The following is a 24,402-nucleotide window of genomic DNA, read 5'->3' as shown; positions in this document are numbered from 1 at the left end:
TGAAGCGTCCGGCAGCCCGACGGTGCGGCCACCGGGCACCGTGTCCCGTCGTCAGTGGGCGGATCCGCCGGACAGGTGCCGCCCCCGGCTCGGGGCCGTGGTCGGCGGAGCGTCCAGGACGGTGAAGCGCAGACCCGCGGCGGTCAGGCGGTCGATCAGCACGGTGCCCATCGCCACCGCCGGGGTGACCTGGCCGGCGGTGGCGGGCAGGTCGTCGAAGGCGAGGCTGAGCGCCGACTCGGCGAGCATCTTGGCGGTCTCGGTGTAGCCCGGGTCGCCTCCGGACACCTCGGTGAAGAGCCGCCGCCCGGGGCCGGCCTCGCCGACGAAGCGGACGGTGAACCAGGATTCGGCGCGCCGCTCGACATCGGGCCCGGCGCCGGGCCTGCGCAGGCGGGTCAACGTCCGCCGCAGCAGCGGCAGTTGCGCGGCGAGCGCCAGCAGGGCGAGCCCCGCGCCGCCGGCCAGCAGCACCGGCAGCCGGCGGACCGCCGCGTAGTGGCCGTAGCGGAAGGCCGTGCCGTAGTCGGGCCGCGCCGCGGCCGATCGGGCGACCACCAGAGGATCGATCGTGGGCATCGGCACCGCCCAGGCACGGGCCTCGGCCGACCACCGGACCGGGCCGGCCTTGGCACTGATCGTGCGGTCGGCGGGCCGGGGGTCGGCTGCACGGCGCTCCCGGGCCGCCCGGGTGGCCGCCGCGGGCCGGGACATCACGGTCAGCGCCGACGCGAAGGTGCCACCGGAGAACATCCCGCCCGCCCGGACGAAGCCCCGCACCGAGACCGCGGAACCGTCCGACAGGACACCGAGCTCGCGCATCCGTTCCAGGGTGAACAGCACGCCCAGATCGTGCGGCACGGAGTCGAAGCCGCAGGAGTGCACCAGCCGCGCACCGGTCTCGACCGCCCGGCGGTGGTGCAGCAGGTACATCCGGTCGACGAACTCGGGCTCGCCGGTCAGGTCGACGTAGTCGGTGCCGGCGTCCGCGCAGGCGGCCACCAGGGGCTCCCCGTGGTGGAGGTAGGGGCCGACGGTGGAGGCCACCACCCGGGCCGAGGCCGCCACCTCGCGCAGGGAGGCGGGGCCGGCGGCGTCCGCGGCCAGCAACGGGAGGTCGGCGCAGCCGGGGCTCAGGGTGGCGAGGTGCGTGCGCAGCGCCTCCAGCTTGGCCCGGTTGCGGCCCGCGAGCGCCCAGCGGCAGTGGGCCGGAGCGTGCCGGGCCAGGTACTCGGCGGTCAGCGCGCCGGTGAAGCCGGTGGCACCGAACAGGACGAGGTCGTACGGACGTACGGCATCCATGAAGAATCCCTACCGGCTGGTAATGACGGAGCGCCTCACGCTAGGGACCGGGCGCCCGGGCGTCAACCGCCATCGGGGAGCTGCGGCCGGCGCGCGGCTCCGGCGGACCGGGAGGGCAACGACGGCGACGACGGCAACGGCAATGGCCGGACCGGTGGCGCAATGCCGACGCATCGCGGCGCTTTCGCCCCTGGCCGGGCCCGGTACCGGCTCGGGAGGATCGAGTCACCCCCTTCCCCCGCCCTGGGAGACCCGATGACCGCCCCCACCGCAGCACACGTACGCCCGGCCCGGCCCGAGGACCTGCCGCGGCTCGCCCTGTTGGCGGCCGAGCACGCCGTGTACGAGCGGGCCGCACCGCCGCCCGCCGACCTCGCGGCGCGGCTGGCCGTCCTGCTCTTCGACACCGCCGTGCCCAGGCTGCGCTGCTTCGTCGCCGACCCGGGCGACGGTGAGCCGATCGGCTACGCGTCCTGCGCCCCCGAGCTCTCCACCTGGGACGGGGCGGAGTACCTGCACCTCGACTGCCTGTACCTGCGCGACGGCCACCGCGGCCTGGGACTCGGCGCCCGCCTGGTGGACGCGGTACTGACGGAGGCCCGCCGCCTCGGGCTCGCCCACGTCCAGTGGCAGACCCCGCCCTGGAACACCGACGCCATCCGCTTCTACGACCGGCTCGGCGGCCGGTCCACCGCCAAGACCCGGTACGTCCTGCCGACCGGCTGAGCGAGCCGCCCCCGGTCCGCGGTACTCGGACGGTGCCGCCGCTCACCTCACCGGTCACGCCCCGACCGGTCCACCCGCCGATGCGGCGAAGTCGCCCCGGAGCACTGCCGGTTGGGCCTACAGTGTCGCCGTGGCGGCGGGACGGGGGCAGCGGGTGGACAACGGGTCGGTACACAACACCATCAACGGCGGGTTCATCCTGGGGACGGTGATCCAGGGCCATCACGTGGAGCTGCGGTTGCCGCCGACGGTCACCCCCGTCAACGACGGGCTGCCACCGGCCGGTGCGACCTTCGTCGGGCGCGACACGACGGCGCAGGAGGTCCACCGACGCCTCGCACCCGGGCGCACCGGCGCGGGCGGGGCCATCACCGTGCTGACCGGCCTCGGCGGGATCGGGAAGACCGAGCTCGCCCTGCAGATCGCCCACCGGGCCGTGGCCGAACCCGGCTGGTTCCCCGGCGGGGTGCTCTACCTGGACCTCTCGGTCCACGACGACGAGCACCACCGGTCACCGGAGCAGGCCCTGGACACGCTGCTGCGCCACCTGGCCGTCCCGCTCGAGCACATCCCGGAGGACCAGGAGAGCCGCAGCGCCCTGCTGCGCACGGTCCTCAACGGCTATGCGGAGCACGGCCGTCGCGTCCTCCTCGTCCTGGACAACGCCGCCGCGACCGAACAGGTCCGCCCGCTGCTGCCCTCCGACGGCGGCACTCCGGTGCTGATCACCTCCCGGCAGACCCTCACCTTCCACCTCGGCGAACGCCTGTACGACCTGGAGGTCCTCGACCCGGACGCCGGTGTCGAGTTCATCCGCCGCGTGCTCGACACGGCGCGGCCGGGCGACGAACGGGTGGCCGCGGAGCCCGCCGAGGCCGTCCGGCTCGCCGAGCTGTGCGCCGGGCTGCCGCTCGCGCTGTGGATCGCCACCGCGCTGCTCACCGAGGACCCCGCCCGCCCCCTGGCCAATCTGCGTGAGGCGCTGGAGGACTCCCAGCGCCGGCTGGAGCGGTTGAGCCGGCGCAGCGACAAGGCGGTACGGGCCGCCTTCGAACTCTCCTACCGGGCGCTGCCCCCGCAGCAGGCGCGGCTGTTCCTGTTCCTCTCCCTGGTGCCCGGGCCCGACGTGTCCACCGAGGCCGCCGCCCGATTGCTCGACGAGGACCTGCACGACGTCCAGGACCTCCTGGGCGACCTGGCCCGGGCGCACCTCGTCGGGCACGGCGCCTCCTACGACCGCTGGCGCCAGCACGACCTGGTGCGGCTGTTCGCGCACGAGAAGGGCAACGCGCGGGTCGAGCAGGACAGACCCCTGGAGGCCGTCGCCCGGCTCTTCGAGCACTACCTGCGGACCGCCGAGGCGGCCGACACGCTCCTGGGGCCCGACGGGAGCTCCGGCCGCTTCGCCGACCGCGCGGCGGCCCTGGCCTGGTTGGAGACGGAGCGGGCCAACCTGGTCGGGACGGTGACGGTCGCGCACACCCTGCGACGGCCCGACGTCAGCGTCCGGCTCGCCTTCGTACTCACCCGGTACCTCGGGCTCCGTCGCCACCTGGACGACTGGATCGAGGTCAGCACGACGGCCGTGGCACTGTGCCGGCTGAGCGGCGACGACGACGCCACGGCCGCCGCCCTGAACAACCACGGCGCGGCCCTGTCCACGGCTCGACGCTTCGGCGAGGCGCTCGGCGCGCACCAGGCCGCCATCGACCTCTACCAGGAGGCGGACGACTGGGAGGGGCTGGCCGACGCCGCCGGCAACAGCGCGGGGGTCTGGCACCAGATCGGCCGTTCGGACCTGGCGGCCCGGCTCTACGCGGAGGTCGCCGAGCTGTACCGCAAACTCGGGAACAGCGACGGGCGCAGCGCCGCGCTCACCAACCGCGCCACCGTCCTGTCGCACCTGCGGGAGTTCGACGAGGCTCTCGGCGACCTCGCCGAGGCCGCGGACGGGACTCCGGAGGAGCGCCGTGACGGGGACGCCCATGTGCTCGTCTCCCGCGGCCGGGCGCTGGCCGGCAAGCGCGAGTTCGACGAGGCCGTCGGGCTCTTCCGCCGGGCCGCCGAGATCGGACGTCGGGACGAGGACCACCACGGTGAGGCGGTCGCCCTCACCGACCTCGGGAACACGCTGTTCGAGATGTGGCGGATCGAGGAGGCCACCGAGGCCCACACCAGGGCCGCCGAGCTCGTCCGCACGGTCGGGGACCGCCACCACGAGGCGATCGCCCGCAACAGCCTCGGCCTCTGCCTCCAGCGGGTCGGCCGGCTCGACGACGCCATCGAGGCACACACCGCGGCCGTCGAGGCCTTCGGTGACACCCAGGACCACCAGGGCACCGGCCTGGCCCGGGTCAACCTCGGCATGGCCCTGGCCGCCTCCGACCGTCCCCGCGAGGCGGCCGAGGAGCACCGGCGGGCCACCGAGATCCTCCGCGCGTGCGGCGACCCGTACGGCGAGGGCGTCGCGCAGAACCTCCTGGGCTGCGCCCTGCGCAGGTCGGCGGAGTTCGAGCAGGCGCTGGCGGCGCACGACCGGGCCGTCGCGCTCTTCCGGCAGAGCCGGGACCGCAAGTCCGAGGCGGACGTGCTCAACAACGTCGGTGTGTGCCGCCGTGAGATGGGCCAGCACGAGCAGGCCCTCGCGGCCCACGCCGCTGCCTCGGCCGTCTACCGGGAGGTCGGCGACCGGCACGGGGAGGCCGAGGCGGCGGAGAAGAGCGCGGCGGCGTTGCAGGAGATGGGCAGGTTCGAGGAGGCGGCGCGGTTCGGTGGCCGGGCGGCCGAGATCTTCGAGGAGACCGGCGACCGGTACGGCACCGCCGCGGCCTACGTCAACCTCGGTGTCGCTCTGACGGAACTGGGCCGGTACGACGAGGCCGTGGACGCGTCCGGGAAGGCCGTCCTGCTCTTCCGCGAGCTGGACTGCGCGGCCCAGGAGGACGGGGCGATGAGGAACCTCCTGTACGCCGGGAGCCGGCAGCGGGCGGGCGCGGCGAAGCCGACGGCCGACGACGGCGATGCGCGGCGGACGCGGCCCGGTCGCTGGTGGCGCCGGCCTCGGGGGGACCGGCGCGGTTAGGCCGGTGCCGTTCGGCCGGTTCGGTTCGGCCGGCGCGGTTAGGCCGGTGCTGTTCGGCCGGTTCGGTTCGGCCGGTGCCGTTCGGCCGGTTCGGGTTCGGCCGCGGACCGGTCACGATCACCCGGCCGGTTGCCCCGTGCCGACCCACCCTCCTAGCGTGGGCGGCGGGCCCGCACCGGCGCCACGCCGTCCGGGCACCGGCGGCGGCCTGTGCGGCACGGGTCAACGGCACGAGGGACGGGGCGGGGCGGGCGATGGTGGGCGCGGGTGGGACGGCCGGCAGGGTGGCGGTGCTGGGCGGGGGTGTCGCCGGGTTGACCGCCGCGATGGAGCTGGCCGAGCGGGGCTTCGACGTGACGGTGGTCGAGCCCAAGGGCTGGGGCGGGAAGGCGCGCAGCGCCTCGGTGCCGGGGACGGGGACGGGCGGGCGGCTCGATCTGCCGTCGGAGCACGGCTTCCGGTTCTTCCCCGGTTTCTACCGCAGCCTGCCGGACACCCTGCGGCGGATCCCGGTGGCGGGCTCGCGCTCGGGGGTGGAGGGGAACCTGCGGGAGGCGCCGCAGATGCTGTCGGCCCGTTCGGGCCGGCTGGGCGAGGTCGTGTCCGACGTGTCGTCCACGGCCGGGCCGCGGACCCCGCTGCAGATCCTCCGGGCCTGGGGGATCGCTCCCGACGACCGGGAGCTCGGCCCGGAGCTGCTGTACTTCGCCAACCGCATGATGGTCTACATGACCAGCAGCCGGGAGCGGCGGCTGGGGCAGTGGGAGGCGACGTCCTGGTGGGACTTCACCGCCGCCGAGGGGGCCTCGGAGGAGTACCGGAAGGTGTGCGTGGTCGGTGCGACGCGCACGGTGGTGGCGGCGCGGGCCGAGGTGAGCAGCGCGCACACGGTGGGCGGGTTCCTGGAGGCGTTCGGGTACGGGTTCCTGGGGCGGGGCGACGCCGCGGCGGCGGACCGGGTGTTGAACGCGCCGACCAGCACCGCGTGGATCGACCCGTGGGTGGCCCATCTGCGGCGGCTCGGGGTGCGCCTGGAGCTGGGCTGGCGGGTGGATCGGCTGCGGGTGCGGGGCCGCCGGGTGGAGCGGGCGGAGCTGCTGGGTCCGGGCGGGCGGAGGAGGGACCTGGCGGCGGACTGGTTCGTGTGCGCCGTCCCGGTCGACCGGATCGGCGGCCTGCTGGAGCGGGGCCTGGCCGAGGCGGACCCCGGGCTGACGAGCGTCACGGAGCTGCAGACGGACTGGATGACGGGGATCCAGTTCTATCTGACCGAGCCCGTGCCGATCACCCACGGCCACGTCGTCCACCTGGACTCGCCGTGGGCGCTGACCTCGATCAGCCAGGCGCAGTTCTGGGACGCGGACTTCCGCACCACCTACGGGGACGGTCGGGTGGCGGACTGCCTGTCGGTGGACATCTCCGCGTGGGACACCCCGGGCATCGTGCACGGCAAGCCGGCCCGTGACTGCACCCGGGCCGAGGTCGCGGCCGAGGTGTGGGCCCAGCTGTGCGACGGCCTCAACGGTGCGGCCGGGCAACGGTTGCACGACGGGCTGCTGCACTCCTGGCATCTGGACCCGGCCGTCACCGGCCTGGACGGGACCGGCCGCGCCGCCAACGACGAACCCCTGCTGATCAACACCACCGGCTCCTGGGCGCGGCGCCCCCACGCGGAGACCGCGGCCGAGAACCTGTTCATGGCCGGCGACTTCGTGCGCTGCCCGGTGAACCTGGCCACCATGGAGGGTGCCAACCAGAGCGCCCGGACCGCCGTGGGCGCCCTGCTCAAGGCCGGCGCGCACCCGGCGCCCGCGCCCGAGGTCCACGACCTGTACGAGCCGCCGGAGTTGCGCCGTCTGAAGGAGGTGGACGGGGAGCTGTACCGGCAGGGCCGCCCGCACATCCTGGACACCCCGGCGCCCTGGGCCGTCGGGTAGCGGGCCGGGCGGGTGTCACCGCGCCCGGCCGACCACCAACTCGCACAGGGCCGCCAGATCCTCCAGCGCGGCGGGCTCGCCCGTGCCCCGGCGGGTGAGTTCGGCCAGCCACTCCCGGGCCGCCTCGGCGTGCCGGGCGGCCCGGTCGAGGGTCCACCGCCGGCCCCCGGCCCGCTCCACCAGCTCGGCCAGCTCGGCGCCCTCGGCCACCGGGTCGGGGCCCGGGGGCCGGCGGTAGCGGCGGGCCAGCTCGCGCCCGGCCGGGGTGTCGGAGGCGAGTGCCGCCACCACCGGGACGGACATCTTGCGTCGCAGCAGGTCCCGGTGGACCGGCTTGCCGGTGACGGCCGGGTCGCCCCAGACCGCCAGCAGGTCGTCCACCAGCTGGAAGGCCATGCCCACGTCGTGCCCGAAAGCCGCGAACCCCGTGACGGTCCCGGGGTCCGCCCCCGCGTACAGGGCGCCGAGCCGGCAGGAGCAGCCGAACAGGGCGGCGGTCTTCCCCGAGACCATCTCCAGGCACTCGGCCGGCTCCACCCGCTGCCGCTGCTCGAACAGCACGTCCAGGCCCTCACCGACCGCGAGCTGCACGAGCGTGTCGATCAGCGCGGCCGAGGCCTCCCCGGCGACCGGTTCGGACGCCTCGGCGCCGGCCAGTACCTCGAACGCGACCACCAGCAAGGCGTCGGCCGAGCGCGTGGCCGACGCCGTCCCGAACACCTGCCAGGCAGCGGCGCGGTGACGGCGCACCGTGTCGCCGTCCAGCACGTCGTCGTACAGCAGCGACAGGTTGTGGACCATCTCCATCGCCGCGGCCGCCGGCACGGCCGCCGCGGCCTCTCCCCCGGCCGCTCGCGCCGACAGCAGGGTCAGGGCGGCCCGGACGAACTTGCCGCCGTGAAGACCGGGCCCGGACTCTCCGGACCAGCCCAGCTGGTAGGCCGCCACCTCACTCGCGTCCCCGCCCAGCGCCCCCACCCACGACCGCAACCGCGGTTCACACATCCGGGACGCCCAGGCGAGAGTCGCCTCAGCACGCCCACCCGCGGCAACCCGCCCCACCCCACGCCCCAACCCTCGACCGCACGCCGACAGATCCGCCCGCCCCCTCCGCCCGGGAAGGCGCGACAGGAGTCCCACCCAAGCACACCGGGGCCGGCGTCGTCAGCAGCGGCCTCCGGCCGCCCCGCCCGGGCGGGCACCGGCGGACGGTCGAGATCGACGGGCGCGGACGGTGCGGGCTTCGCGGGCCCGGAGTTCACGGACCCGGATCCCGCCGCGCCGGGCCCGCCGGCCCGTCCTCGGCTCGCGGTCCGTTCGGGTGACACCCCGGCTCTGTCGCGCGGACAGGGCCGAGTGGTTCCGCTACGAACGAGGGGCACGCAGCCCCGTCGCCGGCCAGGCCGGCCGCCGACACCCCACCGGAAGGCAGTCCCGCCGTGGCCGTACCCACCACGTTCGACCAGACCACCACCGACTACAGCCTCACGCACGCCTACTGGATGGCCAGGGCCTCCGACCTCGCCTACAAGAGCGAACCCGAGATCGAGGAGCAGGCCCGCGCCTGGGGCTTCGACACCGTGCGCCACCACGAGACGACGTTCACCCCGCCCTTCCCGCTCCAGGACACCCAGGCCTTCACCATGGCCGGCGAGCACATGATCGTCACCGCCTTCCGCGGCACGGAACCCGCGCAGATCCGCGACTGGCTCACCGACGGCACCACCCCGCCCTGGCCCGGCCCCGCCCGCACCGGCTACGTGCACCACGGATTCGCGGAGGCCCTCGAGTCCGTCTTCCCCGCCGCCCAGAAGACGATCGCCGAACTGCGCACCGACGGGCAGACCCTCTGGTTCACCGGGCACAGCCTCGGCGGCGCCCTGGCCATGCTCGCCGCCGCCCGCCTCTACCTGGAGGACCCGCGCCTGCGGGCCGACGGCGTCGTCACCTTCGGCCAGCCCCGTACCTGCGACCGTCTGCTCGCCGCCGCCTACAACAAGGGCTTCGCCAACCGCATGTACCGGTTCGTCAACAACAACGACATCGTGCCCCAGCTGCCGCCCGAGCCGGCCTTCACCCACGTCGACGCGCTGCGCCGGATCGACGCCGCCAGCCGCATCCAGGAGGGCGCCGGCCTGGTCACCGGCCTGACCCGGCGGGCCGAGGGGCTGACGAACGCCGTGTTCTCCCCCACCGGCGAGGGCATCCGCGACCACTTCATGCGCAACTACCTCGCCGCCCTGGAGAAGAACCTCGCCTGATCAGGCCCAAGTGCCCGACGGGCCCGCCCGCCCCGCCGTCGCCCACGACGGCTGCGACGCCATGCCTGCTTAGACCCGTGAATCAGCGGTTCGGGCCGAGCGCAGCTGAGGGAAGGGATGCCGGACACCATCGCCGTGACCGTACGAGGGGCCGTCTCAGGGCGAGTTCGGAGGATCATCCTCGTAGTCGTGCCAGCCCGAGGATCGTGCGAGCTGTCCCCACGTCGGCCAGGTCCGGCCGGTCGCCTGACGAAGAAGCTCGCCCGGCAGGGTGAAGGGCGGTGCCTTGTGCGGCTTGGCCAGGGCCTGTCCGACGATGCTGTCGTGGAGGACCGCCGCCGTGGACAGGCGGGGCAGCAGCCGGTGGACGCGGTCCGCGTAGCCGTCCGGGAGTTCCGTCGGGCCGCCGCCGAGATCGAAGCCCGCGCCGAGGGCGACCAACGCGATCTCCGGCCGCTTTCGCAGGGCGATCTCACGGTCCGTGTGCAGCGCGATCGCATCCCACACGACGTCCGTGCGGTCCGGCGGCACGCCCCGGTCGGTCAGGAAGCGGACCGCCAAGTCGGCGCCGTCCAGCTCGAACCGCTGGTCACCGTTGCCCTCGGCACTGAGCCCGCTGTCGTGCAGGGCGCATCCCAGGAAGAGCAGTTCGTCGTCGTAGTCGCGGTCCGGTCGCAGACCACGCCGCTCACCGAGAAGGCGCCCGTAGAGGTAGGTACGCAGGCTGTGATGGAAGAGCGCGGCCGGGAGCAGGGCCTGCGCGTAGCGGATCGTGTCCGACGCGAGCGCGGTCGAGGGAAGGGCCAGTTCGCCGTAGCCGTCGTTCACGAGGTGCTTCGCAGCGGCAAGCCGAGGAGCGGCCGGCGGAGGAGCCACTTCCGCGCCCCGGCGGGCTCCGGGCATTCCGTGGTGATCACGTCGTACAGACTAGTGAAGGGCCCGCGCCGGGGCGGACGACCGGCGGAAGTCGCGTGACCGTACCGACGGAACCGGCGACATGACGCCATGACCGGTGCCGCACTGTCGCGCGATCCCGAGGTGCGCGCCGCCGTCGCGAGTGACGGCGGCCGGACGGCGCTCGGCCACCCCGACCTGAATGGACGTCGAGGCGATCCGGGCCGACCCCAAGCCGATCCTCGGCTACAGCGACATCGCACTGCCGCACCTGGTGCTCCACGCGCGCACGGGTCCGGTCGGGTTCCACGCCGACATGGCCGTCCCCGGCTCTCGATGCGCAGGGCACTGCCGAACCGGCAGCCGTCGCCGTCCTCGGAGGGTGCACGTCGACGTCGAGGTGCGTCCGGAGGGCGGCGACGGACCCGGCGGTGGCTCCCCCATGGCGCATCGTGGGGCGTTCTGCCCGGTCAGGTCGTCAGGATCCCGGCCAGGCGGGCCGCTTCCGCCCGGACGCGCGGGGGTGCGGCCGGTGCGGCCAGGGCGTCGAGGGCCGGGACGGTGGTGCGGATGCCCTCGGCGGCCGCGCACTCGGCGGCGAGTACGAGGGCGTCGGCCAGCCCGCGCCTGCCGGGCTCGGCGGCGAGCTCGGTGATCACGGCCGCGAGGACGGCCCACACCGTCCGGCCCGCTCCGCTGCGCGCGGCGTCCGCCAGGACGCCCAGGATCCGGTTCGGCTTGGCCACGGACAGCCGCCAGAGCGCCGCGAGCCATTCACCGAGCACATCCGGCCGGAGCCGGCCGCGTGCGGTCGCCGTCAGCAGGAAGTTCAGCGCGGCGGTGCGGTTCTCCGCCCGGTTGGCGCTCAGCCCGTAGGCGAGCAGGAGGTGGCTCACCGGTCCGAAGTCGCCGGGAGCCGCCACGAGCCGGGCCAGCAGGGGGTTGGCTCCCCGCGGAGCGGCTGCGCCCGCCTGTTCCACCGCGACGGGGAGGCCGTGCGCGGCGACGGCGTCCGGGTGCCAGGGCGCCAGCCAGGTCAGCTGGGCGAGCTCGGCGGGCGGGATCCCCGGCACGCCCATGAACCGGGCGGTCTCGGTGGGGTCGGGGAGGCGGTGGAGGAGGCCGATGATGCCCTCGGGCACCGGCGCGGCTCCGGTGACCGCGAGTGGCGCGATGCGCGGGACGGTGGGGAGGGCCCGGCCCGAGACGCCCTCCCGCTCGGGCAGCTCCAGGGGCTGGATGTGGAACCGGCTGGGTGTGGGCGGTGCCGTGTCGGGAGGCAGGTCGCAGCCGAGCTCGGCGGCAGCGGCGCGGACGGCCGGCAGCGCGTGCGGGGCCACCCGGAGCAGGGCTTGGGCCAGGTCCCCGGGCCAGGGGCGGGCACCGGCGGTCCGGTACGCCGTGAGCCGCTCGACGAGCGCGGCCGGATCGATCTCGCCGTCGCCGCCCGTGGGCGTGGCGAGCAGGAGCGGCACCGGCGCGTCGGTGATCCCGCACGCCGCCTCGTGAACGCGCAGTGACGGGATCATCGCGGGGGTGCCCAGGTGGGCGGGGAGGCCGAGCAGCGTGCTCGTGTGCCGGCCGGACTCGTGCGTTCGTCCGGTCAGGGCGTCGAGCAGGCAGCCGAGTGCTCCTCCGATGCTGCGGAAGTCCCGGAACGAGGCCGGGTTCGCGTGGCGCCGTGCGGCGAGCGGGGCGAGCGCCGTCCGAAGGGCGGCCGCGTCACGGTGGTGCTCGATGACGAGGGCGGCGAACACCGTCTCGAACTCGGCGGGGTCGGGCACCCCGGCGGCCATCACGGCACCCAGCCGCTCGGCGAGATCGAACGGTCCGGCGGGTGCGGCCGGCAGCGCGACAGGCCCTGCGGGTACCGGCGCGGCGGGCGCGTCCTCCGACCGCTCGGCAGCCGGGGTCGGGGCCGCGGTCGGGGTCGGGATGGCCAGCAGGCGGTGGGCGTCGGCCTGGAGGGCGGGGCTGAGGACGGCGGCGGCGGCGCGCACGGCCTCAGCGGTGGCGGGGGCGGTGCGGGGCAGACAGCGGGCGACGAGTCGCAGGGCCTGTTCCTGGATCGCGGGAGCCGGGTGGGCGAAGGCCTCGGCGACGGCGGGCAGCAGGCCGTCGGATCCGGCCGGGTCGCGGCGCAGCGCGGCGTCGACCCAGCTGAGCTGGACGGTGGCGAGGGTCTTCTCCGGGCGGGCCAGCACCCCGGCCGTCAGTTCGGCGAACAGTTCGGCCGGCAGCCGCGCGTCCACGGAGCGCAGCGCCGCCTGGGAGATCCTGGCGGCGCCCGGCGCACCGTCGACGGCCAGTCGGACGTGGTCGTGGGCCCGGGCGAGGACCTCCTCGGCATCGGGGGCCAGTGCCGTGTACAGCCGGAGGAATCCGCGCAGGTTCCCGGGCCGGTCGCCGCGCAACAGGCGGCCGAGGCAGCGGTCGATCAGTTCGGCGCGGTCGAGCAGGCCCTCACCCGCCAGGGTGGTGAGCACCTGGGGCCACTGGTTCTCCGGTCCGCCGTACTCGTGGGCGAACTCCGCTCCGACGTCCGGGACTTCGAAGAGCCGGCGGACGAACTCGGCGATCCGGGGTTGTGGGCGCAGCCAGGAGAGCAGCGCGTGGTGCCGCGGCACCGGCTCGCGCAGACCCTGGTCGGCGAACCACTCACCGATCTCCCGGTGGTGGTGGTGGATCAGTCCGCCCTCGCGCACCCAGCCGATCATGTAGCCGTCGGTGGTGGGGAGTTCGGCGCCGGACCAGACGGCGAGGCCGTGGGTGATGAGCCAGCGGGGGCCGTCGCCCCGTGCGGGCAGCCATTCGGCGAGCCGGGCCGCGAGTTCGCGGTGGAACGCCGCGTCACGGTGTGGTGGGATCAGGGCCAGCAGGAGGGTGTGAGGGTCGGCGTTGGTGGAGCCGCCGCCGGCCCGCGGCCAGGTGATGCGCAGGAGGCGCCGGGCGGTCAGCCAGTCCAGGGCCTCGGCCGGGGTGGCGGCGGAGAGGATCCCGGCGAACTGCAGGGCGCCCAGCTGGTCGTACGCGGCGAGGGACCGGTGGGCGTCGCCCGAGGAGAGCTCGCGCAGCAGCTCGGCGCGGAGCTTGCGCAGCGGGGTGCGCAGGTGGCGCAGCTCGGCGGCGGGCACGGGGCGCAGGCGGTCGATCACCCCTTGCGGGATCCGGGCGGCGATGAGCGCGCGCGCCTCGTCCCAGCTGATCGTCTCGCTCGTACGGTCGGTCATGACGCCCCCACTCGGTCCGGCTGATGATCACGAACCTAGCGCGCACCACCGACAGCCGTGCGGGAGGGCTCCGGGGCCCGGTCGGCGGGCCCGCCGCACCGGCGTCGCCCGGGCCCCGCCTCCGGGCGGTGCAGGGCCGGCCGGTTCGTCATGCGTACGGCGTCCTCCGCCGGGCGGAGGTCGTGAGCCGTTCGGCGAGGGCTTCGACGAGGCCGCGGAGCTCGTCCGGGCGTTCGACTGCGGGAGTTCCGGCAGGGCGGGCACGCGGGCGACGGGCCGGGGCATGCTCCGAAGTCTCCCGAAGATACCGGGCGGGTTCTGCCCGGTATTCGCCGTAGCGTGCGGTCAGAAGCACCGACCGACCAGGAGAACCCCGTGAACTTCGTCTCTGTCCGCGTCATCACGAGCGACGTCGCCCGCCTCGTCACCTTCTACGAGCGCGCCACCGGAGTGGCCGCCGCCTGGTCGAACGAGGACTTCGCCGAGCTCAGGACCACGTCGGCCACCCTCGCGATCGGCAGCACCCGGACCGTCCCGCTGTTCGCGCCGGGCTCCGCCGGCTCCGCCCGCCCGGCCGACAACCACAGCGTCATCCTCGAGTTCCTCGTCGACGACGTCGACAGCGTGTACCGGAACCTGACCGGCTTCGTGGAGGACTTCGTCAACGAGCCCACCACGATGCCCTGGGGCAACCGCGCGCTGCTGTTCCGCGACCCCGACGGCAACCTCGTCAACTTCTTCACCCCCGTCACGCCCGCCGCGATCGAGAAGTTCGCCCGCTGAGGACGCCGCGGCCGCCCGGCAGGCACCGGACAGGCTCACCGGCCGTTCGGCCGACCGGTGGTCAAGCGTGGTGGCCCGGGTCCGCCGCGTCGATGGCGCCGCCGTCGGGGTCGAGGAGGTGGCTGCCCCGCGCGAGGCCCGCCAGGATGCGCTCGGCCGTCGCCTCCGCGGTCAGGTCGCCGGAGTCGAGGACGTTGGCCTCGTAGGCGCCCAGGTCGCTGAACTGGGCGTGCAGGGCCCGGATCGGTTCGGGGTCGGTGAGCGCGTCGCCGGTGCGGCCGGTTGCCCGTTCCAGCGTCGTCTGCCGGTCCGGACGGAGGATGACGTAGCTCAGCGCCACGGCGTGCTCCTTCGCCGCCGCGCGGAAGAGGTCGATGAACCAGGGGCCGACGACGCCGTCGTAGACCACCTGGTAGCCGCCGCCGGCATAGCCGAACGCCGCCGACACCAGTACCCGCAGCACCACCTGGTTCTGGCGGTGGGCCTCGGGCAGGTACGGCGGGATCGCGCCCTGCTTGATGAAGCTCCAGAAGTCGTCACTGTGCAGGTGCACGCTGGGTGTCAGGCGATCGGCGAGGAGCGCCGCCACGGTGCTCTTCCCGGCTCCGGGCGGCCCCGTCAGGATGATCACCTGACCGCGCGCGGGAGCGGTCTGCTCGAAGGTCGGCGGGTTCATACGGCCACCGTGTCACGTTCGACCGGCAGACCGCTCCCGAATTCGGCGCCGGCCCGGATCGGGAAACCGGGGCGGGCTCCGGTGATCACGCGCAGTCACGGCGGGTGGCCGTGGCGCTGCTTCATCGCGCCACGGCCACGCCCCCGCCCCGCCCCGCCCCGGGGCGGACACGACCGAACAACCTCGACCGGGCACAACGCTCATCGAGGGCGGACGCCATGACCGGCTGTCCGGTCGCCGTTCTCGCCGACGAATGCGCAGGCACCGTCAGCCGCCCGACACCGCGCCGCAGCGGTCCGGCGCCGCGCTGCCGGCCGGCTCCCCGCCGACCGCCGCAGTCACCGACCGGGCCGGCGACGCGGCCGCGGTGGCCGCCGCCGAGGAGATCCGGCGGGCCAAGATCTGGCTCGCCGACAACGCGGGCACGTCCGTGCCCTACAGCCAGAAGAAGAACTGGAAGGACGGCTACCGTCAGGACTGCTCCGGCTACGCCTCGATAACCCTCAAGCTCCCCAAGTCCGGCCCGAACACGGTGTCGTTGAGGAACGACGGCTGGACCAAGGCCATCGCGATATCCGAGCTGCGCCAGGGCGACCTCGTCATCAAGGCCAACAGCAACGACCCCGACCACCGGCACGTCGTCAGCTTCGACGGCTGGGTGGACGGCAAGCACAACTCCTACCGCTCCTATGAGCAGGCCGGCAAGGTGGGCACCCGCCACACCACGCACAGCTACGGCCTGAACTCCGGCGACGGCCACCACGCCCACCGCCCGGTCGACCTGGTCGACTGACGCACCTGCGCCCCGCACCCCCCGCGGCGGCCGGTTCCCCCGGCCCCGCGGGGGTGCGGGCGTCCGGCGGAGGGCGCCCGGCACCGGGCAGACCGCTCGACCCCGTCGAGCTGGCCTGGCGGCACGCGGGCACGAACCTCCGCGGCGCGGCCGTCCGGCGGCCCCGGATTCCCGTGGCAGGCCGGATCGGGCGGGCGTCAGCCGCGCTCGATCTCGACCTTGGTGATCACGACATCCTCGACCGGTCGCTCGTCCTCGGTCGGCGCGCCGGCGATGGCGTCGACCACGGCCTTCGACGCGGCATCGGAGACCTGGCCGAAGATCGTGTGCCGGCGGTTCAGGTGAGCCGGGGTGCCGACGGTAACGAAGAACTGCGAACCGTTGGTGCCCGGGCCGGCGTTGGCCATGGCGAGCAGGTAGGGCTTGGTGAAGAAGAGCTCGGGGTGGAACTCGTCCGCGAAGGTGTAGCCCGGGCCGCCGGTACCGGTGGCCGTGGGGTCACCGCCCTGGATCATGAAGCCGGAGATCACGCGGTGGAAGACCGTGCCGTCGTAGTACGGGCCACTGCCGGGCTCCCCGGTCCGCGGATCGGTGTACTCACGGGACCCCTCGGCGAGCTCGACGAAGTTCCGCACCGTTTTCGGCGCATGGAACTGGAAGAGCTCCAGCCGGATCGGGCCCCGGTTGGTGTGCAGGGTCGCGAAAAGCCCCTTGGCCATGAAAACTCCCTCGGTGCGGTGTCGGTTCAGGGCAACTCTGCCACCTCCCCGGCACACTCCGGCCCCGGGGCCCCGCGCCCCGGACGGCGCTCGCGCCCGAGCGGGCCGTCCGACAGCCGCCGGCCCAGCCGGCCCGGGGCCGTCACGATGGCTGCACGGCTGGAGGCCGCGCTCATGCAGCTGATGACCTTCCGCGGCGACCCGCCCGCAGCGCCGTGCTGCTGGACGAGCTGGTCGACGGCCTGCCCCGATGTCCGATCCGTACGCAGTGCCGCTGGTTCCACCAGGAAGGGCCCGCGCTCTGCCGGCGTTGCCCGCAGAGCGTGACGGAACAACACCGGCCTTCGTCGGAGATGCTGCGGATCGTGAACGAGAACGATCCGCCCACGGGCGCCGACACCGGTCCCGCTCCGTCCCAGTGAGCCCACCGCCCGTCGGAGACGACCTCCGACGGGCGGTGGGCCGTGAGCGGTCGGCCGTGCACGGTCAGCCGCTGTCGGCTGCCGTGTCGGTGTCCGCCTGGGCGGCAGCGCTGTCGGCGGCGTCCAGCTTCTGCTGCATGTCCCGGGCGTTGTCGGCCGCGCCGCCGTCCTGCTTACCCTCGGAGGATCCCCCCGAGGAGCCGGCGGCGCTGCCCGAGTGGCCGCCGGAGGGCCCGCAGCCGGTGAGGAGGGCGGCTGCCGCCAGGGCCAGGGCCGCGAGCGCGGTGGCCGGGCGGCGGGTCACTTGCCGGCCCCCTCGTTGTGGGCCGCGCACCAGGTCGCAACGGCCTTGAGGTCGCCCTGGCGGGCCTTCAGGGTGGGGACGAGCGCCTTGCGGACGGTCAGCCGGTTGTTGAGGTAGGTCTCGATCTCAGCGTGGCCGGCAGCCTTGGCTTCCGTGACCCGCTGCTGCAGGCGGGCGACCGAACCGACCACCGTGGCGTCGCCGTTGAGCCGGTTCAGCGCCTTGGTGATCCGCTCCTCGGTCGTGGGCAACCGCTTGCAGATGTTCTTCGCACCGTCATTCTTCGGCGTCGTCGCGGCGGTCGGGGCACCCGACGGCGAGCCGCTGCCCCCGTCGGCGTGAGCCGGCACGGCGGCGAGCAGCGAGCCGGCGAGGGCGAGGGCGCCGAGGGCGGCGGCCCTGCGGCTGACGGACACGCGGTTGGCAGACATGAGGCATCCTCTCTCCGTTGCGGGTCCCGGCACCGGCCGGGCGCACGACGACCGGCCGGTGCCGGGACGGTCGCCAGGAGCGTAGGACGCCTTCTTGTGGATTCCCTGTGGAACGGGCAGCGGGAGTGGGGAACGGGCAACGGGGACGGAAGGCGGCTCAGTGGCCGGCGCCCGAGATCCAGTCGCGGCCGGTCGGCAGCTCGATGGTCGGGGCATCCGGGCGGGGCAACGGCAGCCTGATCTCCATCCGGCAGCCGCCGCCGGGCGGGGTCGTGATCCGGACCGTCCCTCGGTGCAGCGCGACCTGCTGCGCGACCAGGGTGAGCCCGAGGCCCGAGCCGGGGCTGTCCCGCCGACGGTGGAACCGCCGGAACACCGCCTCCCGCTCGGCCGGGCCGATCCCGGGACCGCGGTCGTCCACGGTGAGCACCACGGCCTCACCCTCGGCCGCCAGCCTGAGCGTGACCTGCGCCGGGTCCTGCCCGTTGCGGCCGTGCACAGCGGCATTGCCGAGTAGGTTGGCGAGCATGATCCTCAGTCCGGGCTCCCAGCCGAACACCCGCACCTCCTGCGGGACATCCACCGTGAAGGCCGCCTGCGGATGGCGGCGCGCGGCCTCGCCGACCGCCGCGTCGGCGGCCTCGGCGAGGTCCACCGACTGGAAGGCGTCCACCTGGACCAGGTCGCCCCGGGCCAGAGCGGCCAGTGCGGTGAGCAGGTCGAGCATCCGGGCGTGGTCGTCGCGCAGTTCGGCGACGATCTCCGCGCGGTCGACGGCGGGCAGGTCCGGGTGGGCAGCCAGCACGTCCAGATTGGTGCGCAGGCTCATCAAGGGGGTCCGCAGTTCGTGCGAGGCCGCGGAGGAGAACGCTCGGGCCGTGTCCAGGGCCTCGGCCGTGCGCCGCGCCTGCTCGTCGTAGCGGGCGAGGAGGAGTGCGAGCGCGGCAGAGAGCTCGTCCACCTCGGCTGTCCCTGTCCGCTCCGCCACAAAGCCGTGACCGACCGGAGCGGCGATGCCGCCCGGCCCGTCGGCGCTGTTCGGACCGTCGGTGCTGTTCGGCCCGACGGCGCTGTTCGGCCCGACGGTGCTGTTCGGCCCGACGGTGCTGTTCCGCCCGACGGTGCTGTTCGGCCCGTTCGCCCCGTCGGTATCGGCTGGTGCCGCCGGGTCGAGCGCGGTCGCGCGACGGCTGAGCCGGCGCAGCGGCGCCGTCGCCCGCTCGGCGACCACGAATCCGATCAGCGCGGAGACCGGCGCCGCGATCAGCGCCACCAGCAGTACCCGCCGCCGGACGGCGGCCGCCTGACTGTCCACCTGTCCCGCGGGCGTCACCACCCACAGCGTGCCGGTGGCGCCGCCCGCCCCAGTGGCACCGATCCTGACGGTCAGCACCCGCCAGGCCCTGCCCTGGTCGCGCACGGTGGCCGGACCGCCCGGCCCGGCCGGGAACGCCGCCGCGTCTGCGGGCTGCGGGCCCACCGACAGCAGGACGGAACCGTCCTCGCCGACCACCCGCACACCCGCGTCCAGGGCCGCGTCCAACACCTTCCGCTGCTGGGTCTGCTCGGCCTTCGGGCGGCCCTTGCTGTCGGCGGCCACCAGGGCGCGGACGCTGGGAAGGACAGCGGCCGCCCGGTCGTTGAGCCGGGCGTCCTGCTGGTGCCGCAGGTCCCGGCCGACCAGCGGCAGGAGCAACAGCCCGGCCAGCACCACCAGAAGCGGCACCACGGCGGCCGCCCACAGCGCGATCCGGGTGGAGAGCTTCACAACGACCCCGGGGCATCGCCGCCAGGCACCCGCAGGACGAACCCAACGCCCCGCACGGTGTGGAGCAGCCGGGGCCGCCCGCCGGCCTCGAGCTTGCGCCGCAGATAGCTGACGAAGGTGTCGACGGCGTCGCTGCGGACGTCGAAGTCGTAGCCCCAGACGCGCTCCAGCAGCACCTCCCGGGAGAGCACCAGGCCGGCGTTGCGCGCGAGCTGGGTGAGCAGTTCGAACTCCCGCCGGGTGAGCGGAAGTTCCTCGTCGTCGAGCCGTGCCTGCCGGGTTGCCGGATCGATCACCAGCGGGCCGGCCACCACCCGGCCGTCCGGCTGCGGGGGACGGCGGCGCAGCAGCGCCCGCAGCCGCAGCACCAGCTCCTCCAGCGCGAACGGCTTCACCAGGTAGTCGTCCGCCCCCGCCTGCAGTCCGGCGACCCGGTCGGCCGGCTCGTCCAACGCGGAGAGCATCAGCACGGGGATGTCGTCGCCACGGGCCCGCAGGGTGCGGCAGACCTCGGCGCCGCTGAGGCCGGGCATCGACACGTCGAGCACCAGGACGTCCGGCGCGGCGGCGGGCAGCCCGGCGAGCGCGGCCTCGCCGTCCTCGGCCAGGCTCACCGAGAACCCGCTCAGCCGCAGGCCGCGCTCCAGGGTGCGCCGGATCGCCGCGTCGTCGTCCACCACCAGCACCCGGCCACCGGGGCCGCCCACGGCCCCGGGCTCGCTCCCGTTCATCGCCGCCTCCTCGCATCCGGCTCGCATTCGGGCTGCCGACCCTCTCATACGCGTGCCACGGGCCCCTGCCGGGGGGTGAGCCGGTGCCGTCCGGCCCCGGCCCCCACGGCGCACGGGCTCACCCCAGCCGTGCGTCGAACTCCAGCGCCTCGACCAGCTCACCGACGCGCCGCTCGGACAGCCCCCGGGCAGCGAACCAGGCACCGACGTCGCGCACGTCCCGCTCCAGGAACGAACGCCCGCGCGGGTTGGCGACCATGTCCACGATCTGCGGCACGTCGATGATTACCAACCGCCCGTCGTGGACCAGGGGCCCGCCTCCAGGGAGCTGACGCCGGTGGCGTTGAGCGCGGTGTGGTGTTTCAGTCGACCAGCGCGGTATTCGCCCGCAGCAACATCGACCTCGACGTCAACCGCTGCCCCACCACTACTGCGGACCGTGCACCTCATCGACCACCGGGGCCTGAGCAACAGTTGACCCGTGCGATCCAGCGGGCGTTGGACACCCTCTCCGAGGGACGCACCACGATCACCATCACGCACCGCCTCTCCACGATCGGGGACGCGGACAAGATCATCGTCATGGACCGGGGGAGGATCGTCGAACAAGGTTCGCACCTCGAGCTCATGGCGCTCTCGGGCCGCTACGCCGCGATGGTCGGGTCGAGTCGGTCCGGGCGAGGTCCGGGACGTGGGGCCGGCGCCCCCCCGCACCGTCCACCCGGCGCCCTGACGGACTGACAGCGTGTGGTAGCGTCCATCCCTTCTCCGGTAGGCCGGATGAGGTCCCCCAGCAGGTTCCCGTGACCGACCCTTCCCAGCAGCTCCGGAACGCTCTCGACGAGCTGGACGCCGTCTTCGCGCCGCTCTCCGAGCGGCCCTCCACCGTCGGCGGCTGCACCTACTGCTACACCGACACCGACCTCGAAGCACTCGCCGGGCCCTCGCACCGGGTACCGGAGGAACTGATCCGTTCCGTCGCGACCACCTCGGCCGGCCACTGGGACGACTTCCCCGCCCTCTACCGCCGGATGACACCGCGCATCGTCCGCCTCCTGGCCACCGATCGACTGCACGTCGACCACGGGCTGATCGCCTCCCGGCTGCTCGCCGCGGAGCCGCGGACCTGGACGTCGCCGGAGCGGGAGGCGCTGGAGGCCGTCTGGCACGCCTGGTGGCGGGCGGCCCTGCACGCACACCCGGGCACCGAGCCCGTCACCGGGGTACTGGAGGCGATCTCCGTCAGCACCGGGAGCCTCTCACCGTGGCTGACCGTCTGGGCCGGCACCCGGACCGAGGCGGCGGACCGCCACCTCGCCGACGCGCTCGACGACTGGCTCTTCGAGGGGCGGCTCGCGGGCCTCCGGCTCGGCTTCTACGACGAGCTGCACGCCGCACCGGAACTGCTGAGCTGGCTGCTTTCCCTTGAGGAGGGCCGGATCGGTGCCGCCCAGCTCTTCGAGGTCGAGCGCATCGCTCACAGCTGAGCCGTACGCACCCCCTGGACCCGGCGGGATCCACCCGCCGGCCGCCCTGCTGATCCTGCTCCGGTTCGCTCTCCTCGGCGCCCGGCGCGGCGGGAGGCCGGACACACCTGCCTGAGTGGGCACACGAACGCCGCTCGGGCGGCGGAAGGCGACCCACCGCCGGCGACGCGGCCACCCGCTCCCGTTCCCCTCGGACCGGTCGGAAATCGTCAACGGCGGCGGACCCGCCCGGCATAGGCTGACGATCATGCGTTTCGTTCGAACTCCCTTGCTGCCGCTCGCGGCACTCGTCCTGCTCAGCGGCTGCTCCGGGGCGGCGGACCCGACGCCGGCCACCGGACCGGCCGCCTCGGCCCACGCCGCCGAGGACTCCCCGGTGTCCGACGGGCCGTCGCCGAAGCCCACTCCGGTCGACATCCGGTCCCTCACCTCGGCCGAGCTCCAGCACCAGTGGTGGAGCTGGGCGGGGTCGACCCCGACGGAGCGCAACCCCGTCGTCGACCCCGACGGCCGCCACTGCGGTGAGGGCCAGCACGAGGGCATCTGGCTGCTGGCCGGGACGTTCGGCGGGACCGTCACCCGCACCTGCGCGGTGCCCGTCGGCACCCCGGTCCTCTTCCCGGTCGTCACCATGTACGGCAAGAGCTCCGACTGCCTGACGTTCATGAACGACGCCCGGGGCAGCGCCGTGCTCGACGGGACCGCCCTGTCCGTGGAGGAGTTGGGCTCCACCCAGATACGGGCCGATCCGATGCCCGACAGCCCGATCCGCAGCCACCGGGACTTCAACGACTCCTGGGCCTGTGGCCTGTGGGTACGGCTCGACGAACTCACCCCCGGGCGGCACGAGATCGTCCTGCGCGGCAGCTCCGGCACCTTCTCGACCGGCGTCGACTACCGGCTCACCGCGACCGAGGACCCGACGGCGGTGTCGAGGGCGCAGGCCGACCGCACCGGGCCGCCGAGCGTCTGACGGAGCCGGCACCCGGCACCCGGCACCCGGCACCCGGCACACGACACCGGGCGAGGCAACCCGCTGGAAACGGCCCGGCAACGCCCTTGGCCGAACGTTGCGCATATCGTATACGTCGACGTTACCCACGGCCCCCCACGCCACGAGATGATTGCCGCCAAGGCCTCACTGCCGCGCGGGGCGGGAAGCGACTGAGCACGGAAGCCGATTGCGACGCCCGCCCCGGACTCAAAACCCCCTCCACCCGCCTCACCCGCTTCGACCTGCCCGACGTCGCCCACCGCGGCGGCACCGCCGAAGCCACGCACCTGTCCGCCCTCGCCTCCACCTCCGCCCCCTCCGACGCCGGGTTCGCCCCTGGGCATCACTACCCGGGTTCGTTCCGCTGCCCATGGTCGACAGCCCGTAAACCGGACGCTGAATCACCTACATGGCCGGTCGCCATATTCCGGCAGCCGCAATGGCGGAAGATACCACCCGCCTCTTGACTTTCCGCCTGCATGGCGGGCGGGCCCGGCAATTGCGATCAGTCCGACTCCGGGTGATCTCCGGGAAACCTGATATTTCGCGGAGCTGAACGCCAAAAATCTGTTGTTCCGACCGGTGGCAAAGCCGTTCACCCGTGCTATGCTCCCAGCCATTCAAAGCACAACTCCCCTCCTCTACAACAAGATTGGAGGTGAAGAACCATGTTGAGCTTCTCCGGCCAGGTTGGCAGCACCGCTACCGGCGGTGCATTCGTCCAGGTGGCACCCGGCGCCAGCACCACGTGCGGCGGTGGTAACTGCTGCTGTTCCTCCTGCTGCTCCTGGTAGTTCTGGAAATACCGGGCGGGGCCGTGATTTCGGCCCCGCCCGGCTTCCTTTGACCACCCGTCTCCACGCTGCTCCGGTCGCCACTCTCCCGTCCCCAGAGAAGGGCAGAAGATGTCGCTGAAAGACTCCCAAGAGGCCGTCTCCGAATACCTGAACCAGAACGCGCACCTGTCCTCGGTGGCGGGCTTCGGCCAGCAGCACACCTCGGTGTCCAGCCACAGCGCGACGACCGTGGTGCGCGCGCCCGAAGCCGTGGTGCGCGGCCGCTGGAGCCCCGTCGTCGAGGGCTTCGTCGGCGAGGAACTCCTGCTCAACCACCGGCGCAGCGGCCGCGACCTGGGCATGCAGCTCGGCGTCTCGCGCTACCTCGGCCACGACGCCGTACTCTCCAGTGCCCACTCCGACCTGCGCGAGCGGCTCGACGGAGCGGTCGCGCTGCCGGCGCACCGTCGGCTGAAGAGCGGGCTCACCTCCACGGTGGTCGCCCGCCGCAGCGGCCGGGGCTTCTCCGGCAAGGCCGCCTCGCTCGACGAGCTGGCCACCGTCCTCTGGCACGGCCAGGGCGTCTCCGGCAGTCTGTCGGTGCCCACCGCCCAGGACGCCGACGCGACGATCGCCCTCCGGAACGCCCCGTCCGGCGGCGGCCTCTACCCGATCCGGCTCGCCGTCCTGGTGCAGAACGTCAAGTCACTGGCGCCGGGCGCCTACGAGTACCAGCCGCACAGCCACACCCTCCACCCGCTGCAGCGGACCCCGTCCCGGATCGACCTCACCAAGCAGCTGCTGACCGTCGACATCGATCTCGACAAGGTCGCGTTCGCGCTCGTCTACGTCTACGACATGTACGTCAACAGCCAGAAGTACGGGGACAGCGGACTCGTCTTCGCGCTGATCGAGGTCGGCGGGATCTCCCAGAACATCCATCTCGCCCGCACCGAGCTCGGCCTGATCGCCTGCGACCAGGGCGGCTACGACAAGCACACCCTCGAGAAGACCCTGGGATACGACGGCACGTCACGCCACGTCGTCCACTTCACCCTCGTCGGACACGGAGAGGTCTGAGCACAC

At 74.0% G+C, this 24,402-nt stretch carries 20 protein-coding genes and 2 pseudogenes; 11 read left to right on the top strand and 11 right to left on the bottom strand.

Translation table 11 applies throughout. The features are described 5' to 3' along the window. Positions 1-51: 51 nt before the first annotated feature. The gene (locus tag ACWDRR_RS26500; protein ID WP_449774731.1) at positions 52-1,302 is read right to left on the bottom strand and encodes a saccharopine dehydrogenase family protein; all 1,251 of its coding nucleotides are present in this window, start codon (positions 1,300-1,302) and stop codon (positions 52-54) included. Between the two features lie 255 nt (positions 1,303-1,557). Between ACWDRR_RS26500 and ACWDRR_RS26495 the strand changes: the two genes are divergently transcribed. The 3 genes from ACWDRR_RS26495 (at position 1,558) to ACWDRR_RS26485 (ending at position 7,047) form a co-directional block, all read left to right on the top strand. Further along, positions 1,558-2,028 carry an N-acetyltransferase family protein gene (locus tag ACWDRR_RS26495; protein WP_449774730.1) on the top strand — a complete coding sequence of 157 codons (471 nt, stop codon included), beginning with the start codon at positions 1,558-1,560 and terminating at the stop codon, positions 2,026-2,028. Positions 2,029-2,158: 130 nt separating this feature from the next. Then, a complete protein-coding gene (locus tag ACWDRR_RS26490) occupies positions 2,159-5,110 on the top strand; it encodes a tetratricopeptide repeat protein (protein WP_449774729.1) in 2,952 nt (983 codons plus the stop codon). Positions 5,111-5,364: 254 nt separating this feature from the next. After that, the gene (locus ACWDRR_RS26485; RefSeq protein WP_449774728.1) at positions 5,365-7,047 is read left to right on the top strand and encodes a hydroxysqualene dehydroxylase; all 1,683 of its coding nucleotides are present in this window, start codon (positions 5,365-5,367) and stop codon (positions 7,045-7,047) included. Positions 7,048-7,062: 15 nt separating this feature from the next. Here the strand turns inward: ACWDRR_RS26485 and ACWDRR_RS26480 are convergent, their stop codons facing one another. Beyond that, positions 7,063-7,995: a polyprenyl synthetase family protein gene (locus ACWDRR_RS26480; RefSeq protein ID WP_449774727.1), complete on the bottom strand. Its 933-nt coding sequence runs from the start codon at positions 7,993-7,995 to the stop codon at positions 7,063-7,065. A gap of 491 nt (positions 7,996-8,486) precedes the next feature. On the opposite strand from ACWDRR_RS26480, the gene ACWDRR_RS26475 reads away from it, so the two are divergent. Further along, positions 8,487-9,308, top strand: coding sequence for a lipase family protein (locus ACWDRR_RS26475; RefSeq protein WP_449774726.1), 822 nt, complete (start codon positions 8,487-8,489; stop codon positions 9,306-9,308). 156 nt (positions 9,309-9,464) lie between these two features. Here the strand turns inward: ACWDRR_RS26475 and ACWDRR_RS26470 are convergent, their stop codons facing one another. Then, positions 9,465-10,136: an HD domain-containing protein gene (locus ACWDRR_RS26470; RefSeq protein WP_449774725.1), complete on the bottom strand. Its 672-nt coding sequence runs from the start codon at positions 10,134-10,136 to the stop codon at positions 9,465-9,467. 268 nt (positions 10,137-10,404) lie between these two features. On the opposite strand from ACWDRR_RS26470, the pseudogene ACWDRR_RS26465 reads away from it, so the two are divergent. Further along, positions 10,405-10,464: pseudogene (locus tag ACWDRR_RS26465) on the top strand (hypothetical protein); the annotation flags it as partial. A 208-nt stretch (positions 10,465-10,672) separates the two neighbouring features. Here ACWDRR_RS26465 and ACWDRR_RS26460 read toward each other — a convergent pair. After that, positions 10,673-13,432, bottom strand: a complete 2,760-nt coding sequence (locus ACWDRR_RS26460) for a hypothetical protein (protein ID WP_449774724.1) — start codon at positions 13,430-13,432, stop codon at positions 10,673-10,675. Positions 13,433-13,807: 375 nt separating this feature from the next. On the opposite strand from ACWDRR_RS26460, the gene ACWDRR_RS26455 reads away from it, so the two are divergent. Further along, the gene (locus tag ACWDRR_RS26455; RefSeq protein WP_449774723.1) at positions 13,808-14,215 is read left to right on the top strand and encodes a VOC family protein; all 408 of its coding nucleotides are present in this window, start codon (positions 13,808-13,810) and stop codon (positions 14,213-14,215) included. Between the two features lie 61 nt (positions 14,216-14,276). On the opposite strand, the gene ACWDRR_RS26450 is transcribed toward ACWDRR_RS26455, so the two are convergent. Further along, entirely contained in the window at positions 14,277-14,891 is a 615-nt protein-coding gene (locus ACWDRR_RS26450; protein ID WP_449774722.1) for an AAA family ATPase, read from the bottom strand. A 253-nt stretch (positions 14,892-15,144) separates the two neighbouring features. Here ACWDRR_RS26450 and ACWDRR_RS26445 point away from each other — a divergent pair, with 253 nt between their 5' ends. Further along, positions 15,145-15,684, top strand: a complete 540-nt coding sequence (locus tag ACWDRR_RS26445; RefSeq protein ID WP_449774721.1) for a hypothetical protein — start codon at positions 15,145-15,147, stop codon at positions 15,682-15,684. Positions 15,685-15,881: 197 nt separating this feature from the next. Here ACWDRR_RS26445 and ACWDRR_RS26440 read toward each other — a convergent pair whose 3' ends face one another. From ACWDRR_RS26440 to ACWDRR_RS26415, 6 genes are all read right to left on the bottom strand, one after another. Next, positions 15,882-16,403, bottom strand: coding sequence for a peptidylprolyl isomerase (locus ACWDRR_RS26440; protein ID WP_449774720.1), 522 nt, complete (start codon positions 16,401-16,403; stop codon positions 15,882-15,884). A gap of 486 nt (positions 16,404-16,889) precedes the next feature. Continuing rightward, positions 16,890-17,129 carry a hypothetical protein gene (locus ACWDRR_RS26435; protein ID WP_449774719.1) on the bottom strand — a complete coding sequence of 80 codons (240 nt, stop codon included), beginning with the start codon at positions 17,127-17,129 and terminating at the stop codon, positions 16,890-16,892. Beyond that, positions 17,126-17,560 (bottom strand): hypothetical protein, encoded by a 435-nt coding sequence (locus ACWDRR_RS26430; RefSeq protein ID WP_449774718.1) that lies wholly within the window; start codon positions 17,558-17,560, stop codon positions 17,126-17,128. Before ACWDRR_RS26430 ends, ACWDRR_RS26435 begins: the two co-directional genes overlap by 4 nt. Positions 17,561-17,717: 157 nt before the next feature. Then, complete coding sequence (locus ACWDRR_RS26425) at positions 17,718-19,328, bottom strand: sensor histidine kinase (protein ID WP_449774717.1); 1,611 nt, start codon at positions 19,326-19,328, stop codon at positions 17,718-17,720. After that, on the bottom strand, positions 19,325-20,059 hold the full coding sequence (locus tag ACWDRR_RS26420; RefSeq protein ID WP_449774716.1) for a response regulator transcription factor: 735 nt from the start codon (positions 20,057-20,059) through the stop codon (positions 19,325-19,327). Before ACWDRR_RS26420 ends, ACWDRR_RS26425 begins: the two co-directional genes overlap by 4 nt. 118 nt (positions 20,060-20,177) lie before the next feature. Continuing rightward, the gene (locus ACWDRR_RS26415; protein WP_449774772.1) at positions 20,178-20,369 is read right to left on the bottom strand and encodes an RIO1 family regulatory kinase/ATPase domain-containing protein; all 192 of its coding nucleotides are present in this window, start codon (positions 20,367-20,369) and stop codon (positions 20,178-20,180) included. A gap of 170 nt (positions 20,370-20,539) precedes the next feature. Between ACWDRR_RS26415 and ACWDRR_RS26410 the strand changes: the two are divergent. The 4 genes and pseudogenes from ACWDRR_RS26410 to ACWDRR_RS26395 all read left to right on the top strand — a co-directional run. Next, a pseudogene (locus ACWDRR_RS26410) lies at positions 20,540-20,800 on the top strand (ABC transporter ATP-binding protein); the annotation flags it as partial. A 62-nt stretch (positions 20,801-20,862) separates the two neighbouring features. Beyond that, a complete protein-coding gene (locus tag ACWDRR_RS26405) occupies positions 20,863-21,546 on the top strand; it encodes a hypothetical protein (RefSeq protein ID WP_449774715.1) in 684 nt (227 codons plus the stop codon). 247 nt (positions 21,547-21,793) lie between these two features. Further along, positions 21,794-22,519, top strand: coding sequence for a hypothetical protein (locus ACWDRR_RS26400; RefSeq protein WP_449774714.1), 726 nt, complete (start codon positions 21,794-21,796; stop codon positions 22,517-22,519). Between the two features lie 926 nt (positions 22,520-23,445). Then, the gene (locus ACWDRR_RS26395; RefSeq protein WP_449774713.1) at positions 23,446-24,396 is read left to right on the top strand and encodes a SagB/ThcOx family dehydrogenase; all 951 of its coding nucleotides are present in this window, start codon (positions 23,446-23,448) and stop codon (positions 24,394-24,396) included. Positions 24,397-24,402 lie beyond the last annotated feature (6 nt).

The organism is Kitasatospora sp. NPDC003701 (assembly GCF_053587085.1).
The sequence above is the reverse complement of the archived record's forward strand: the minus strand, read 5'-3'. Positions and strand labels throughout refer to the sequence as shown.

Excerpts from the sequence above, each read along its gene's own strand:
- ACWDRR_RS26500 (WP_449774731.1), bottom strand. The coding sequence starts at position 1,302 with ATGGATGCCGTACGTCCGTACGACCTCGTCCTGTTCGGTGCCACCGGC.
- ACWDRR_RS26495 (WP_449774730.1), top strand. The coding sequence starts at position 1,558 with ATGACCGCCCCCACCGCAGCACACGTACGCCCGGCCCGGCCCGAGGAC.
- ACWDRR_RS26485 (WP_449774728.1), top strand. The coding sequence starts at position 5,365 with ATGGTGGGCGCGGGTGGGACGGCCGGCAGGGTGGCGGTGCTGGGCGGG.
- ACWDRR_RS26460 (WP_449774724.1), bottom strand. The coding sequence starts at position 13,432 with ATGACCGACCGTACGAGCGAGACGATCAGCTGGGACGAGGCGCGCGCG.
- ACWDRR_RS26450 (WP_449774722.1), bottom strand. The coding sequence starts at position 14,891 with ATGAACCCGCCGACCTTCGAGCAGACCGCTCCCGCGCGCGGTCAGGTG.
- ACWDRR_RS26445 (WP_449774721.1), top strand. The coding sequence starts at position 15,145 with ATGCGCAGGCACCGTCAGCCGCCCGACACCGCGCCGCAGCGGTCCGGC.
- ACWDRR_RS26440 (WP_449774720.1), bottom strand. The coding sequence starts at position 16,403 with ATGGCCAAGGGGCTTTTCGCGACCCTGCACACCAACCGGGGCCCGATC.
- ACWDRR_RS26430 (WP_449774718.1), bottom strand. The coding sequence starts at position 17,560 with ATGTCTGCCAACCGCGTGTCCGTCAGCCGCAGGGCCGCCGCCCTCGGC.
- ACWDRR_RS26420 (WP_449774716.1), bottom strand. The coding sequence starts at position 20,059 with ATGAACGGGAGCGAGCCCGGGGCCGTGGGCGGCCCCGGTGGCCGGGTG.
- ACWDRR_RS26400 (WP_449774714.1), top strand. The coding sequence starts at position 21,794 with ATGCGTTTCGTTCGAACTCCCTTGCTGCCGCTCGCGGCACTCGTCCTG.
- ACWDRR_RS26395 (WP_449774713.1), top strand. The coding sequence starts at position 23,446 with ATGTCGCTGAAAGACTCCCAAGAGGCCGTCTCCGAATACCTGAACCAG.